This window comes from Pyruvatibacter sp. HU-CL02332 (genome assembly GCF_040362765.1).
Taxonomy (GTDB): Bacteria; Pseudomonadota; Alphaproteobacteria; order CGMCC-115125; family CGMCC-115125; genus Pyruvatibacter.
This window is the reverse complement of record NZ_BAABWK010000001.1, coordinates 1,860,931-1,875,427: the sequence shown is the minus strand read 5'-3', so window position 1 is coordinate 1,875,427 and position 14,497 is coordinate 1,860,931. Positions and strand designations below refer to the sequence as shown.

The following is a 14,497-nucleotide window of genomic DNA, read 5'->3' as shown; positions in this document are numbered from 1 at the left end:
ATGAACATGATGCTCCCACCTGTCTTTCAACGCGCTGCCATACTTGTCATGGCAACATTTGCGCTGGCCTTTGGCACCGGCCTTCCCGCCGCCGCATCCGAACCCGGGAGTGAACGCGAGTTCACCGTGTCGGTCTGGGCGGACAACTGGTTTGAGTTTTACGTCAATGGGGACCTCGTTGGAGAGGACAGCACGCCGGTGACAGAGATCCGCTCGTTCAACTCAGACACATTCACCTTCCGCGCTGCCTACCCGCTCACCCTCTCCGTTGTGACGCGCGACTACATCGAGAATGACAGCGGGCTTGAGTATATCGGCTCGTTCTTTGGTCTGTTCCCGGTGAGTGCAAGTTTCACGTTCTTTCAGCAGATCGGTGACGGTGGTTTCATTGCGCAGGTGACTGAAGCTGAAAGCGGCAAGGTGGTTGCCGCCACCTCCCGTAATTGGCGCGGCCTGGTTATTCACCGGGCGCCGCTTAATCCGGACTGCGAAAAATCTACACAGCCGCTTACTGACTGCGCGTTCTACGCAGCAGACGCGCCTGATGGCTGGACAGCGGCGCGCTTTGACGATGCCGATTGGGTCAATGCCACCGAATATACCGCCGAGGAAATCGGTGCGCGGTTTGGGTACAACGACATCGACTGGGTGCCGTCCGCGTCACTCATCTGGACGGATGACATCAAGGCGGACAACACAATTTTGTGGCGCCACGAGGTTGGCGCGCCGGAGTAAATCAGGCTGACTGCTCGCCCCTAGATTATTGACACTCTCAATGCCATATTCCCCGTCGCAAATTTGGGAGACGGATGTTGATGGTTGACGGAACACACACGCTGTATGGAATTGCCGGGTCGCTCTACACCGGCAAGGTAAGGGCCTATCTGCGCAAGCAGGGCATTCCCTTCACTGAGGTCCGGGCGGGTGATCCGAGTTTCACTGCCGACGTTGTTCCCAAGGTCGGGCGCTTCATCATTCCGGTTGTGGTAACCCCGGACGGTACAGTGCTGCAGGATGGCACGGACATTCTGGATCACTTTGAGCAAAGCCCGGAACGCAAGGCATCCATTCTTCCACCCGGCCCGGTCATGCAGGCGATCTCCTATCTGTTTGAGCTGTTCGGTGGCGAGGGGCTGCTGCGCCCCGCAATGCACTACCGCTGGAATTTTGATGAACATAATCTGGCCTTTCTGCAGGCCAATGTCTTTTCCGATGTGTTGCCGTCTTCAAAGGACCCGGCGCAGCAAAAAGCGACATTCGACTATGCGAGCGGTCGTATGCGTAGCGCGGCAACAGCATTTGGGGTTGTGCCGGAAACATATGCCAAGATCGAAGAGACCTATGCGGACTTTCTCGCAAGGTTTGATGCGCATCTGGCAGAGCACCATTATCTGCTTGGTGGGCGTCCGACGGTTGGTGACTACGGGTTGTTCAACCCGCTCTTCGCCCATCTGGGTCGAGATCCATATCCGACGACTCTCATGAAAGAGATCGCACCACGTGTGTTTCGCTGGACGGAGCAGATGAATGCGCCCGAGGCGCTGCATGATCACAACATCACCCACACGCAGAATGACATGTGCGCGGATGATGACGTGCCGGAGACGCTCAAGCACCTCATGCGCTATGTCAGGGATGAGTATCTGTCCGAAATAACCGCCCATGTGGCCCACGCCAATGACTGGCTCGCAGCGCGGCCCGACATCGAGCCAGGGACCAATGGCCTTGATAACCCTGCAACAAGGGCGATCGGCACCGTTGAATTCGAGTGGCGCGGTATCCCACTGAAGACAGTGGTCATGCCCTATCGGTTCTATCTGCTGCAGCGGCTGACCGATCATGTCGCTGGATGTGACGCAGATGCTCAGGCAGCCATTGGCAGCCTGTTCAAGGAAACCGGTCTGGACACGTTGCTAAACCTGCGCACCAGCCGCCGCGTTGAGCGCAAGAACCATCTTGAAGTCTGGGGCGCATAACCGGCGGGCGTTTCAGCAACAGTAAGGATCGTTGCCCTGGGGAAACGTCACCGTCTCCTCAATCAATCCCGTAAAACGCATCTTTCAGAGCGGCTGACCATGTTTCACTCAACGCATGAAACGCGTCGTCATCAGCCTCGATACGGCGGCGCTCGGACAGCGCGTAGGTATCTGTTGGCAGCACCGCCAGGTCGAGCGGCATACCGACAGACAGATTACTGCGGAGGGTTGAGTCCATCGACAGCAAAGCTGCCTTACGCGCATCTTCCAACGGCGTGTCGCCGGCGATCACCCGGTCCAGGATAGGTTTGCCGTATTTGTGTTCGCCAATCTGCAAAAACGGGGTGTCCTCCGTCGCCTCAATGCAGTTGCCTTCTGGATAGATCAAAAACAGCCTCGGTGTGCCGCCTTTGCGCTGGCCACCAAGGATCATGGTGGAGCCACCGGATTCATTCATCTGGTCAAGAGATTTTCGGAACCGCTTCTGCACCGCCACCATCGCCTGCCCGACAATTTCAGCGCTGCGGAACATATTGGGAGCCTTGAGCAGAGAAGGCAAAGCATCGTCGCCAAGCATTTCTGCAGCCTCTTCTGACGTACCGGCTTCAATGCCTTCTTCCAGCATACTGACCACGGCCTGCGAGGTCGCCAGGTTGCCTGCCGTCATAAGTACCAGAGTGCGCTCGCCGGGGACTTCCCACGTGAACATCTTTCGGAAGCGGGCGATGTTGTCGATGCCCGCATTGGTGCGGGTGTCAGACAGAAATACGAGGCCCTGATTGACCATCAGGCCGACGCAATATGTCATGATTCGGTTTCCTCCAAAGCCCGCTGGACTTTACTGCTGCTGGGCTTCCTGCACAGTGAGGGAGACGCTCATCTCCTCATCCGCAACGCCGGTATGCACCCCTTTTATCGGCGCTGCATCATGTGCATCAAGGCCTGATCCCAAGCGGATGTAGCCATCCGTCGGGGAACAGCGGTTGGAAATGTCAAACCCTACCCAGCCAAGGCCATCAAGCGAGACCTCGGCCCAGCCATGGGCGGCCTCATGGGTAGCACCGCTGGCATCCGTAAACAGGTATCCGCTGACATAGCGCGCGGGAAGACCAAGTATCCGCGCGGCCGAAATCATCACATGGGCGTGGTCCTGACAGACGCCCTCACCGGCTTCAAGAGCTTCAGCTGCTGTGGTTCGTGCATGGGTCGTGCCGGGCACGTAGGCAATCGCATCAGCAATGGCATCAACCAGCGCATGGGCAAGATCAAGAGTGCCGGGCTGCCCGTCATTCGTCGCGTTCTGCTGCCCCGCCACGCTGAGGGCCAGATCACGGATTCTACTGTCGGGGGTGGTCAGGTCCGTGGTCCGCAAAAAGGCGCGTGGTTTGATCTGCTCTGCGTGGCCGCGCAGCACACCGGCAGTATCGTGGGTAATGACCTCGCCCTTGACCAGCACATCTACTTCGGCGCGCGGCTCAGGGCATGTGAGCGTCAACACTTCATCGCCATAGCCATCCTTGAAAGCGCCGCCAATCTTGCAGCCTTCGGCGGACACGGACCAGACAAGTGGTTGCTGTCCTTCATGACGACTGGGCGTGAGCTTCAGGCTTTGCACCACAAAGCGCACGGGCTCGGAGTAGGTGTAGCGGGTGCGGTGTTCTATGTTGAGGCGCATGCGCTAGCTCCACCCAAAATGGAAATCAGCGGCAAGGCTCTCTGACAGCTCCGAGTTCTGACGAATGAAGTCTGTCAGAAACTCATGCAGGCCCACCTCGAAGATGTCGTCGGCGGTGCTGTCGGCCAACCGGGCGATGAGAATGTTGGTGCGGCTGAGGCTTTGCGAGCGTGTGCCATAGCGACGTGACAATTGGGTCAGGTGTTCACCGAGCTGACTGTGGCAATACAGCAGCGACCGGGGGCACTGCCGATTGAGAATGAGGAAGTCCGCAATGCTCCAGGGCGTGTAGTCGGACCGGTAGATGTGGTGGAAGGCGCGGTGCGAGGAAAGCGCGCGCAGCACCGTCGTCCATTGATAGTTATCGATGCCCCCGCCGACGCTTTCTGACTCCGGGAGCAGCACATAGTATTTCACATCAAGCAGACGTGCCGTGTTGTCAGCACGCTCAACAAATGACCCTATCCTCAGGAAGTCATATCCATCGTTTCGCAGCATGGATGAATCGGTGGCGCCGCGGAACTGCGCCGTGCGCCCCTTCATCCAGTCGAGAAAAGTTGGCAGGCCGCCGGCAGCCATCTGCGCAGGGCTCATATCGCGCAGTTCAATCCAGGTCTCGTTGAGAGCAACCCACATCTCGGTCGTCAATGCGGTGCGGATGGCACGCGCGTTCTCCCGCGCCGTGCGCACGCAATTGAGAATGCTGGATGGATTGTCTTCGTCAAAGATCAGGTAGTCACACACCATGCGCTGATTGGTGGCATCATAATTGGCTTCAAAGTCGGCCTTGCGTCCGGCGGCGGCAATGATTGAGCGCCACTCATTGCGGTGCCCCGCGCCTGAGGCCGGCATCATCGCCATGCGGTATCCCATCTCCAGCATGCGCGCCATGTTCTCGGCGCGCTCTGTGAGCCGGGCAATCCAGAATATGTTTTCAGCGGTGCGGCTTAGCATGTCATCACCCGATCAATCCGCCAGTATCCAGGTGTCTTTGACACCACCACCCTGGCTGGAGTTGACCACCAGCGACCCCTTGTTGAGCGCCACACGGGTGAGGCCGCCTGCTGGCAGATGGATCCCCTTTCCCACCAGACAGAACGGCCTGAAGTCCACATGCCGCGGGGCAATCTCCTGATCAACAAAAGTTGGACAGGTTGAAAGAGCGAGCGTTGGTTGTGCGATGAAGTCGCTCGGCTTGGCTCTTATGCGCGCGATATAGGCTTCGATCTCAACAGACGTCGCACGGGGGCCAATCAACATGCCATACCCGCCGGACCCGTGAACCTCCTTGACCACAAGATCCTTGATGTTCTCGATCACATAGGCGCATTCGCCGGGATCACCGCATTTCCATGTGGGCACATTCTTGAGGATCGGCTCCTCACCCAGATAAAAGCGGATCATTTCCGGCACATAGATGTAGATGGCCTTGTCGTCCGCTATCCCCGCACCGGGTGCGCTGCAGATGGACACGCCGCCAGACCGATACACATTCATCAGACCAGGCACACCAAGAAGCGAATCCGGGCGGAAGCACAAAGGGTCAAGATAGGGGTCATCGAGGCGGCGGTAGATGACGTCGACCTTCCGCGGGCCCTGTGTCGTGCGCATGTAGACGAATTCTCCGTCTACGTACAAATCTTTGCCCTCCACAAGATCCACGCCCATCTGATCTGCCAGAAAGGAGTGCTCGTAATAGGCACTGTTGAAGGAACCGGGCGACAAAACCACGATGACGGGGTCATTGTCGCATTTGTGCGGGGCGACGGATGACAGGGTCTTGTGGAGAAGGGTTGGATAGTCGTCCACCGGCATGATGCGCCGACCTGCGAAGAGGTCCGGGAACATCCGCATCATGATTTCACGGTTCTCCAGCATGTAGGAGACGCCGGATGGCGTGCGGCAATTGTCCTCCAGCACGTAGAACTCATTTGCGCCGACGCGCACTATGTCGGTACCGACGATATGGCTGTAGACGCTGCGCGGCGGCGTGATGCCGACCACGGCAGGCTCGTAGGATTCATTGAGATAGACGAGGTCGCTTGGAATTATCCCGGCGCGGATGATGTCGCCGCGGTGATACACATCCTTGAGGAACATGTTGAGGGCGCGGGCGCGCTGCTTGACGCCCTGACTCAGCAAGCCCCACTCGGATGCCGTAAAAATGCGGGGGACGATGTCGAACGGAATGAGTCTTTCCGAGCTTCCCCCGTCGCCATAGACGGCAAAGGTAATGCCGATCTTGCGGAACAACATTTCCGCTTCGCGATTTTTTTGAGAAAGGGCGTCCGGGCCCTGCGCCTCAATCCACGCCAGCAGTTCCTTGTAGGGTGGGCGGGTATCCGCGCCATCACCTGTTTCGTTGAAGAAGGCGATCTGCTCATGGGTCGGCTGCATCATATTGTCGTGCGCTGACATTAGGCAGCTGTCAAGCAAAGTGAGCAGCCGGCAAACAGATCCGGGACAAATTGCCCAAAAATTGTCCAGATGGTGACAAACGCAGCAGGCGACTGACGGTTTCCTGAGCAGGGGCTACGGGACCAATCTGCTCAGGAAATCCACAGCAGTCAAAAGGGTATGACCTAGAGTTTTGCGTGCCAGTCGGCGACTGCCTTGCCGATTTCATCTGGTGAATCTTCCTGGATGAAATGTGACCCGGCGACTGTGACTTCGGTGAGGTTTGGCCATGTCCGAACCAGATCACGGACAGGTCCGGCAATCAGTGCTCCGGGTTCCGCATTCACAAACAGCTTCGGGATCTGTGTATCCGCCAGCCATGCGCCATAGCTGGTGACGATTTCAACCACGTCTGCAGGCTCACCTTCGATGGGGATCTGGCGCGGCCATGTGAGCGTCGGGCGACGGCCCTCACCGGCCTCAGCGAAGGGGCGACGATACTCGTCCATTTCTTCATCTGTCATGGTACGCAGTATCGAGGTTGGGAGGACGCCCTCCACGAACATGTTTTGCTCCAGCACCATTTCTTCACCGGCCGGTGACCTGAAGCCCTGGAAAATCTCGCGCGCGCCTTCGGGAAACTGATCCCATTTGGGAATCGGCGCGACAATGGCCTCCATGAAAGCAATGCCTTTGACGGCGGTCGGATGGGTATGCGCCCAGTGAAACCCAAGACCGGAGCCCCAGTCGTGGATCACCAGGGTGACATTGCTTGTCACGCCCAGCTGTTCCAGCAGGGCAAACAGATATTTGCGATGCTCCACATAGGTGTAGCGGTCAGGACCGCTATCATCGAGTTTCTCTGAATCACCCATGCCGATGAGATCAGGCGCAATCAGGCGGCCCTTGCCCGCGAGATACGGCATGATGTTGCGCCACAGATAGGACGATGTGGGATTGCCATGGAGGAAGACGATGGGATCGCCCTCGCCCTCTTCGATATAGGCCATCTGCTTGCCATGAACGGTCTGAAATTTCTTTTTGTCGCGAAAGCTGTCGGCCATGATGTGATCCCTTGAACCTGAGTGAAGACAGAAGTGGTTGTATTGGAATGATCGTTCCACTACAACAGATAACATGCCCCGAGCCAAGTCCCATTCGCGCACCACCCTGGTCGACAGTGCCCTCACCCAGTTCTGGAAGACCGGCTATCACGTCATTTCCATGGGCGATCTCGTGCGCGAGACGGGGGTCAGTCGCGGCAGCATCTACAGTGATTTTTCAGGTAAGCAGGCGCTGTTCCACGCCTGCCTGGATCGCTACCAGGAGCTGTATGTCACACCTGCGTTCGGGCGGGTGGAGGCGGATGGTGCCGGGCTGGAAGACATCCGAAATTACATAGAGATGCAGCTCCGCTCTGTGGCGGACTCAGATCAACCAATCCTTGGCTGCCTGGTCGCGAACACCCTCGCGCAGCTTGATCCAGACGACACGGAGACCCGAGAGAGGCTTGAAGCACATAACAGACGTCTGACGGCCGGCTTCACCAAAGTGTTCAATCATGAGAATGCGTCTCATCGCCTGCTCAGTGACGATGAGATCTCGGCTCTTGCCGGTTTCACCACAATTTCGGTTCAGGGCCTTTGGTCTTATGCGCGTACTGCTCCGAATACTGACGTTTTGTTCAGCTATGCCGATATGCTGTTGACCGTGCTGAAACAGCATCTACGCGGCGCCCAGAACTAGCGGAAATTCCCGCGCGCAATGGGCCTTGCAAGCTGGTAGCAAAAAATATCAGCACACCCACAAATTGCAGCGTGACCTGATGCGGCCGAAGTGGTTTGGTATCAAATTGCCGGTTTGGCAGAATCAAAAATGGAAGAAACTCAATGGCTATTCTCAAACGCGCGCTTGTGCTCGCAGGTCTCCTTGCTGCATCAGCGGCCATCACCGTGCCGGCAGCTGCTGCACCCCTTTGCAACACAGCGGGCCTCAAGTCCTCAAGTTCCAGCAATGCGCGGCAGCTTGTGGTGGTGAACACGCCAACCAACAGAACCACGGACTTGTATTGGATTGACCAACAGGGCAAACGGAAATTCTACAAAACAATCGCAGCAGGCGCCCGTTTTGTTCAGATGACGTATCAGGGTCATGTCTGGGTGCTGGAAAACAATCTGGGATATTGCGACGCGATCTTCGTTGTCGACAGCAATCTGGACGTTGTCGTCCGCTAAGCACTCTGTCTGTCGGTCCGGCGTCCTGCGCCGGGCCGACACACTCCTGGCGATCAGCTGCCATCCAGTGCGGCTGCTTCTTCAAGCCTGCGTATCGTCGCCTTGCTGGCCCCCGGCCCGGGCATCGCGACGACATTTTCTGGCAGGACTTTTCGTCCCCTGGCGTTGACCGGTTGCAGGGATTCTACGCGCTGGCCGGTCTTTTGATCCACCATCACAACAGGCTCGTTGCCCGCACCAAAGACGTGCTCATTACCCCACAGGGTCATGGCCGCCAGAACAGGCTGAAGCGACTGGCCCTTGTCGGTCAGTTCATAGGCAAAGCGCGTGCCCTGCGTGCCGATGTCGATCTTCTTGAAAATACCTTCATCCACCAGCACTGACAGGCGGTCGGCCAGAAGGTTCCTTGAAATGCCGGTGTTGCGCTGAAAATCCTTGAACCGCGTCGCGCCGTAAAACGCTTCGCGCACGACGAGCCAAGTCCAGTGATCACCAAAGATATTCAACATGCCGGCAATGGCGCAGGTGTGAGTGTGTTTGTGGGTCATCGGATTTTCCAGATCTTGGAAACACTTGTCTCGCAGAAAAGAGTTGTTATTTGCAACTAAGCATATTTAGTATGGAAAAACAACCAAATGACCTGCGCCCCTCAGCAGGCGAGAGGAAACGACATGGCCGACAAGCAATCCTGTCTCGTAATAGGTGCCGGAGACGACACCGGCAGCGCCATTGCCCGGGCGTTTGCCCGCGAAGGTATGGTCTCCTGCGTGGTGCGTCGTGATCGTCATGCGGAGGCGCTTGAGGCACTGGCACAAAGCATCCGCGACGAAGGGCATGAAGCCATTGCCATGCCTGCCGATGCCCGCGACGAAGACCAGATGGTTGCCCTTGTTGATCGCATCGAAAAGGACGTCGGCCCGATTGAGGTTGCCGTCTTCAACATCGGTGCAAATGTGCGCTTCCCGATTGCTGACACCACTGCGCGGGTATACCGCAAGGTGTGGGAGATGGCCTGTTTTGCCGGTTTCCTGATGGGGCGCGAAGTCGCCAAACGCATGATGGAGCGCGAACGCGGGACAATCATTTTTACAGGCGCGACCGCAAGCTTCCGGGGGCGCGAGACGCTTTCAGCCTTTGCAGGTGCCAAACATGCTCTTCGCGCCCTCGCCCAGAGCATGGCCCGGGAGCTGGGACCCAAGAACATCCATGTGGCCCACACCATCCTCGATGGTGCCATCGACTCGAATTTTATCCGCGAGCAGTTTCCCAATGTGGACCAGCTGCGCGACGAAGATGCCATTCTCAACCCTGACCACATCGCCCAGAACTATGTGATGCTGCACAAACAGGAACGCACCGCATGGACCCATGAGCTGGATATGCGTCCGTGGAAAGAAACCTGGTAAGGACAAGAACAGATGACCAAAACCGTAGATTTCATTTTCGATTTCGCCAGCCCGAATGCCTATCTGTGCCACAAGGTGCTGCCGGAGATTGCCGCGCGAACAGGTGCAACATTCAACTACATCCCGTGCCTGCTGGGCGGCATCTTCAAGGCGACCGGCAACCAGGCGCCAATGATGGCGTTCAATGGCATCAAGGGAAAACTGGATTATGACGCTCTGGAGATGCAGCGCTTTATCAAGAAGCACAATCTCTCCAAGTTCGCCATGAACCCCCACTTCCCTGTCAACACACTGCTGCTGATGCGCGGCGCCATTGCAGCTGATACGGATGGCCGGCTCATGGACTATGTCGATGCAGGCGTCGCTCATATGTGGGAAGAGGGCCTCAAAATGGATGACCCGGAGGTCTACGCGGAAGTGATGACCAAGGCCGGTTTTGATGGCGCAGATCTGCTGGCACGGACACAAGACCCGACCGTGAAGCAAAAGCTTGTGGACAATACGTCTGCCGCAGTGGACCGTGGCTGCTTCGGCATTCCCACCTTCTATGTCGGCAACGAGATGTTCTTCGGCAAGGAACGCCTCGGCCAGATGGAAGAGGAAATCATGGCGTCGTAACTTAGCGCCCCCGAGATTAGGCCCATGGACAGGAGCACAGCAGATGAGCCAGCACGCATATGAGCCTGCGCCGACGACGCGTGGCCGCTTCAATTATCTGAAGCCCACTGCCGAGTCATCGCTTTACCGCAACGGCAAGGTACTCATGCAGCGTGCCACGGACGGCAATACGGCAAGTTCAACCGGAGTTGATGTCGACAAGCATATGCTCACCGTCCACAACGCCCGCTTTGCCAATCCCGGTACGTTCACTTGTGAGCGCAATGGCTTTGAACTGCTGGACCGCCCTCTGGCGACGCCTGATCTGGACTTCATGGATCATCGCGATGTGCTCACCCGCTACTATGCGGAGTGTGAGGAGATCGTGCGCTCCGCCACGGGCGCCCGGGCTTTGGCCTTTGATCACAATGTGCGCTCTGCCGGTGGGCACAAAGGCGGCAAGGCTGTCGTCGGTGGGCAGAACGTGCAGGAGCCTGCGCACATTATTCACGGCGACTACACACTGACCTCCGCGCCGGACCGTCTCAGGCAGCTGGGTCAGACCCCCGGCATCAATGACACATTGCGCGACGTGCTCAAATCCGGTGAGACCCTGCTGTCAGACGCCGACGTTGAAAAGGCGATCGCCCCCGGCGGTCGGTTTGCCATCATAAATGTCTGGCGCAATATTCTGGCAGAGCCCGTGGCGACACACCCGCTGGCCCTGTGCGACAGCCAGACGGTGGCACCGGATGATCTGGTGGTGTTTGAAATCCACTACGAGGACCGCATCGGCGAGAACTATTTTGCCAAGGCGTCTGACGCCCACCGCATGTACTACTTCCCGCAGATGACCCGAGATGAAGCGCTGCTCATCAAGCAATGGGATTCAGCCGGGCCGCTGGCACAAACCAAAGGACAGTCCGGTGACGGCAGCGATCCGGACGCCCCATGCACGTTCAGTTTCCACACGGCGTTTCATGATGATGATACCGCCGCCGACGCGCCGGACCGCTGGAGCATCGAGGTCCGCTGCATCGTGATTTACGATACTTAAACCGTATACTGACTAAAATGACATCCAGCCTCAGGACACCAGCAGCCTCGCCGCCAGTCCGCGGGCAAGCAAATCGAACACAACCCTGATACGCCGGTTCGTGCGGAGTTCACGGTGCGTCACCAACCAGACTGGAAACACGATTGGGGTCAGGGTCGGGAATACCTTCTCAATCCCCGGCTCGGGGTCGCACATAGTTTCTGGGAGCATGGACATGCCATAGCCTGCTTTCACCATCTCCCAAACAACCGCACCGCTGTCACTTGCCATCACAAAGTTTTCTGCTTGGAACGGCAACCCCTGATCGCGCAGCGTTGCCAGCATCGCGTCGGTTTCAAGAGCACTGACAAAGGTGTGCTCAGCCACATCCCGCAGCGAGGTTGGGCGCCCCGCTCTATCGAGATAGGCGCTTGATGCATAAAGCGTTGCTCGAAAGTCACCTACATGGCGGGCAATCAGGTCGGGCTGGTCAGGTCGAACGTGCCGTACTGCGATGTCCGCATCCCGCTTCGTCAGGTTCTGGATGTCACTGGACGCGGCAATACGGATCCTGATCCCCGGAGCGATATCGCGTAGTGGCATGAGAAGCTCGGGCATGATGGTCACGCCAAGCAGATCCGTCGCGGTAATGGTCACATCGCCGGTCACCTGCTGCGACTGGCCGTCTGCCGCCATGGATATCAGCGTCGCCGCCTCGCCCATGGCCCTGACATGGTCCATCAGGTCGCGGCCCGCCTCCGTGAGGGTTAGCCCCCGCACACTGCGTTCGACGAGCGTGACCCCCAGCGTGTCCTCAAGGGCGGAGATCTGCCGACCGATTGTGGGCTGCGTGGTTTTCAGGGCCCGTGCAGCACCACTGAAGGAGCCCTCTTCGGCGGTCGCCAGAAAAGCCCGTATCTGGTTCCAATCGAAGGATATTGCCTGCCAGTTCATATACTGGCGTATAGCAGATGGACAAATTTCGGCAATGCAACATTTGTCTGCGCATGGATATACCGCTCTCCACCTGTAAACACGCCATGACTCGAGAGCGCCATGAAGACCATCACCACACGCGAATGGACCCTGCTTGCCTTTATTCTTGTCTATTCCTTTGTACCGACATTTGGCGGTCTGGTGCGCATCGCTGATCTGGCTGGCTTGCTGGCCATCATGCCGGACAACCCGCGCGCCCTCGCTGCACCCCTGCCAGTCGTGCTGCACATATTGAGCAGTTTTGTGTTCTGCCTCGTGGGGGCGTTGCAATTCGTGCCAAGCGTGCGGCGGCACCATCCAGAGATACATCGCGTGGCGGGCCGGGTGGTTGCTGCGGCTGGATGCGTCAGCGCCGCCACCGGACTTTGGATGACTCATGCCTTCATGTTCCCTGCTGAACTTCAGGGTCTGCTGCTCTACTGGACCCGCATTTTTCTCAGCGTGTGGATGGTCGGCCTGATCATCTGGGCCGTTATCGCAGTCAGGTCACGCAATGTGAGTGGGCACAGCGCGGCCATGCTTCGCGCCTATGCGATTGGTCAGGGCGCTTCCACCCAGACTGTTCTTGGTATCGGCTGGGCAATAGTTGTTGGGACAGATCTTGTGGGACCCGCGCGCGACGTCATGATGGTCCTCGCATGGGCGTTGAATCTGCTGCTCGCAGAATTTCTTATCCGCACAGCACGCACCTTCCGTCCGGTGCACGCATGAGCCGTCTGACTGAAACGCTGACCGCTGGCAACGTCAAGATTGCCCTGCTTGCTGGCGCTGTGTGCTTTGCTCTGGCCGTTGGCGGACAAGGGCTGGCCGGCCATGTGGCATCTGCCCTGGATTTTCCGGGTCTGGCGCGCGATGGACTTGCGCTACCCCTTCTCATCTCGATCCTTTTGATCTACGTGGCACTTCTGGCGTGCCCGTTCGTGCCTGGTGCCGAAATTGGGCTGATGCTGCTGGTCTTCTTCGGCGCTGATCTGGCGGCCCCCGTGTACCTGTCAACCGTGGCGGCCCTATGCCTGTCTTTCTTTGTTGGGAGGCAGATACCGGACTCGGCCGCAGGTGCGTTCCTGCGGCGAATGGGCCTTGCACACGCTGCTGAGGCCCTTGTTGCCTATGGCAACACCCCCAAGGTGGGCGGAAGCTGCCGCAGCCGTGTCGGCTGGCGGTTTGGACTGTCACACTGGATCGCGCGGGCCATGGCTTTCCGCGGCCTGACCCTTGCTGTTTTGATCAATACTCCCGGCAATGTCGTCCTAGGCGGTGGTGGCGGGATCGCGCTCACTGTCGGTCTTGGTCGACTGATGCCGTTTCGACAGTTTGTTGTCAGCGTTGCGCTGGCTGTGGCACCCGTACCGCTCTTTTTTATCCTGATGGACGCGATATCCAGATAGGGACCACCGGCGGAACCCAGGGCCTGATGAAGTGGCGCGAGAACGGGCACGCGCTTCCAATTCGGCTCTTACATGAGATGCCTCTTTGACACTACGAGACAATCGCCACGTTGCAGTGACGCGCGACCCAGTCGCGGAATTTCTCGACGTCCGGGAAAGAAATGCTGCCATAGCCCAGCTTGATGAGGCCGAGTGCCGTGAGGTCTTTCAGCGCCTTGCTGAGGGAGACGCGGGAGATGCCGATCATGTCGGCGAGATCCTCCTGTCGGCATTGGATATGTCCGTGCTGGCCCGCTGTCAGGTCCATTGAATACAAGGTCTTTGCCACCCGCTCGCGCAGAGGCAGGCGGCGGATTGAATCCAGGACGTCCAGCAGAAAGTGCGAGCGGGCCAGCGTGATGGACAGCAGGGTTTCAAGCAGACCCGGCTCATCCTCACACAGGGCCCGGAAACGAGCGGCGGGCAGCTGATAGATTTCTGTCGGGCCAATGGCGACGAAATCCTGCGTGCGGGGAATGTCCGTGAACAAAGTGACTTCACCGAAAGTCTGACCGGGCCCCAATACCGACATCATCACGAATGTACCGTCTTCGCCAAAGACGCCCATCTGTCCGGCACCGGATTTGATGATGGAGAGGCCTGCCCTCGTGTCACCGCGGCTTTGGATCAACTGTCCGTTGGTAAATCTGGAAATTGTCGCCTCGGCCCGCACGCGATCAGCGATGGCCGGCGTCAGCATGTCCATGAACGGGCGGGTGTTGAACTGCAGGAGGTCGCGCATGATTTTTCAAA

At 58.0% G+C, this 14,497-nt stretch carries 17 protein-coding genes; 9 read left to right on the top strand and 8 right to left on the bottom strand.

Annotation, left to right across the window (positions count from 1 at the left end):
• Both ABXH05_RS08935 and ABXH05_RS08930 read left to right on the top strand, forming a co-directional pair.
• Positions 1-735 (top strand): PEBP family protein, encoded by a 735-nt coding sequence (locus ABXH05_RS08935; RefSeq protein WP_353560703.1) that lies wholly within the window; start codon positions 1-3, stop codon positions 733-735.
• 80 nt (positions 736-815) lie between these two features.
• Positions 816-1,976: a glutathione S-transferase family protein gene (locus ABXH05_RS08930; RefSeq protein WP_353560702.1), complete on the top strand. Its 1,161-nt coding sequence runs from the start codon at positions 816-818 to the stop codon at positions 1,974-1,976.
• Positions 1,977-2,034: 58 nt separating this feature from the next.
• On the opposite strand, the gene ABXH05_RS08925 is transcribed toward ABXH05_RS08930, so the two are convergent.
• The 5 genes from ABXH05_RS08925 to ABXH05_RS08905 form a co-directional block, all read right to left on the bottom strand.
• On the bottom strand, positions 2,035-2,784 hold the full coding sequence (locus ABXH05_RS08925; protein ID WP_353560701.1) for a proteasome-type protease: 750 nt from the start codon (positions 2,782-2,784) through the stop codon (positions 2,035-2,037).
• A gap of 30 nt (positions 2,785-2,814) precedes the next feature.
• The gene (locus tag ABXH05_RS08920; protein ID WP_353560700.1) at positions 2,815-3,651 is read right to left on the bottom strand and encodes a transglutaminase family protein; all 837 of its coding nucleotides are present in this window, start codon (positions 3,649-3,651) and stop codon (positions 2,815-2,817) included.
• Positions 3,652-3,654: 3 nt separating this feature from the next.
• Positions 3,655-4,605 (bottom strand): alpha-E domain-containing protein, encoded by a 951-nt coding sequence (locus ABXH05_RS08915; protein WP_348136853.1) that lies wholly within the window; start codon positions 4,603-4,605, stop codon positions 3,655-3,657.
• 12 nt (positions 4,606-4,617) lie between these two features.
• Positions 4,618-6,069, bottom strand: a complete 1,452-nt coding sequence (locus ABXH05_RS08910; protein WP_502947726.1) for a circularly permuted type 2 ATP-grasp protein — start codon at positions 6,067-6,069, stop codon at positions 4,618-4,620.
• Positions 6,070-6,233: 164 nt separating this feature from the next.
• Entirely contained in the window at positions 6,234-7,112 is an 879-nt protein-coding gene (locus tag ABXH05_RS08905) for a haloalkane dehalogenase (RefSeq protein ID WP_353560699.1), read from the bottom strand.
• A gap of 73 nt (positions 7,113-7,185) precedes the next feature.
• On the opposite strand from ABXH05_RS08905, the gene ABXH05_RS08900 reads away from it, so the two are divergent.
• Positions 7,186-7,794 (top strand): TetR/AcrR family transcriptional regulator, encoded by a 609-nt coding sequence (locus tag ABXH05_RS08900; protein WP_353560698.1) that lies wholly within the window; start codon positions 7,186-7,188, stop codon positions 7,792-7,794.
• Positions 7,795-7,937: 143 nt separating this feature from the next.
• Positions 7,938-8,282: a VHL beta domain-containing protein gene (locus ABXH05_RS08895; protein ID WP_353560697.1), complete on the top strand. Its 345-nt coding sequence runs from the start codon at positions 7,938-7,940 to the stop codon at positions 8,280-8,282.
• 53 nt (positions 8,283-8,335) lie between these two features.
• Here ABXH05_RS08895 and ABXH05_RS08890 read toward each other — a convergent pair whose 3' ends face one another.
• Positions 8,336-8,830 carry a winged helix-turn-helix transcriptional regulator gene (locus tag ABXH05_RS08890; protein ID WP_353560696.1) on the bottom strand — a complete coding sequence of 165 codons (495 nt, stop codon included), beginning with the start codon at positions 8,828-8,830 and terminating at the stop codon, positions 8,336-8,338.
• Positions 8,831-8,953: 123 nt separating this feature from the next.
• On the opposite strand from ABXH05_RS08890, the gene ABXH05_RS08885 reads away from it, so the two are divergent.
• The 3 genes from ABXH05_RS08885 to ABXH05_RS08875 are packed head-to-tail and all read left to right on the top strand — an operon-like array spanning position 8,954 to position 11,342.
• Positions 8,954-9,688 (top strand): SDR family oxidoreductase, encoded by a 735-nt coding sequence (locus tag ABXH05_RS08885; RefSeq protein ID WP_353560695.1) that lies wholly within the window; start codon positions 8,954-8,956, stop codon positions 9,686-9,688.
• 12 nt (positions 9,689-9,700) lie between these two features.
• On the top strand, positions 9,701-10,306 hold the full coding sequence (locus tag ABXH05_RS08880; protein ID WP_353560694.1) for a 2-hydroxychromene-2-carboxylate isomerase: 606 nt from the start codon (positions 9,701-9,703) through the stop codon (positions 10,304-10,306).
• A gap of 43 nt (positions 10,307-10,349) precedes the next feature.
• Complete coding sequence (locus ABXH05_RS08875; protein ID WP_353560693.1) at positions 10,350-11,342, top strand: CmcJ/NvfI family oxidoreductase; 993 nt, start codon at positions 10,350-10,352, stop codon at positions 11,340-11,342.
• A 30-nt stretch (positions 11,343-11,372) separates the two neighbouring features.
• Here ABXH05_RS08875 and ABXH05_RS08870 read toward each other — a convergent pair whose 3' ends face one another.
• The gene (locus ABXH05_RS08870) at positions 11,373-12,275 is read right to left on the bottom strand and encodes a LysR family transcriptional regulator (protein ID WP_353560692.1); all 903 of its coding nucleotides are present in this window, start codon (positions 12,273-12,275) and stop codon (positions 11,373-11,375) included.
• A gap of 102 nt (positions 12,276-12,377) precedes the next feature.
• On the opposite strand from ABXH05_RS08870, the gene ABXH05_RS08865 reads away from it, so the two are divergent.
• Both ABXH05_RS08865 and ABXH05_RS08860 read left to right on the top strand, forming a co-directional pair.
• Positions 12,378-13,028 (top strand): DUF2306 domain-containing protein, encoded by a 651-nt coding sequence (locus ABXH05_RS08865; RefSeq protein WP_353560691.1) that lies wholly within the window; start codon positions 12,378-12,380, stop codon positions 13,026-13,028.
• Complete coding sequence (locus ABXH05_RS08860; protein ID WP_353560690.1) at positions 13,025-13,705, top strand: hypothetical protein; 681 nt, start codon at positions 13,025-13,027, stop codon at positions 13,703-13,705. Before ABXH05_RS08865 ends, ABXH05_RS08860 begins: the two co-directional genes overlap by 4 nt.
• Positions 13,706-13,796: 91 nt before the next feature.
• On the opposite strand, the gene ABXH05_RS08855 is transcribed toward ABXH05_RS08860, so the two are convergent.
• Complete coding sequence (locus ABXH05_RS08855) at positions 13,797-14,486, bottom strand: Crp/Fnr family transcriptional regulator (RefSeq protein ID WP_353560689.1); 690 nt, start codon at positions 14,484-14,486, stop codon at positions 13,797-13,799.
• Positions 14,487-14,497: the final 11 nt, after the last annotated feature.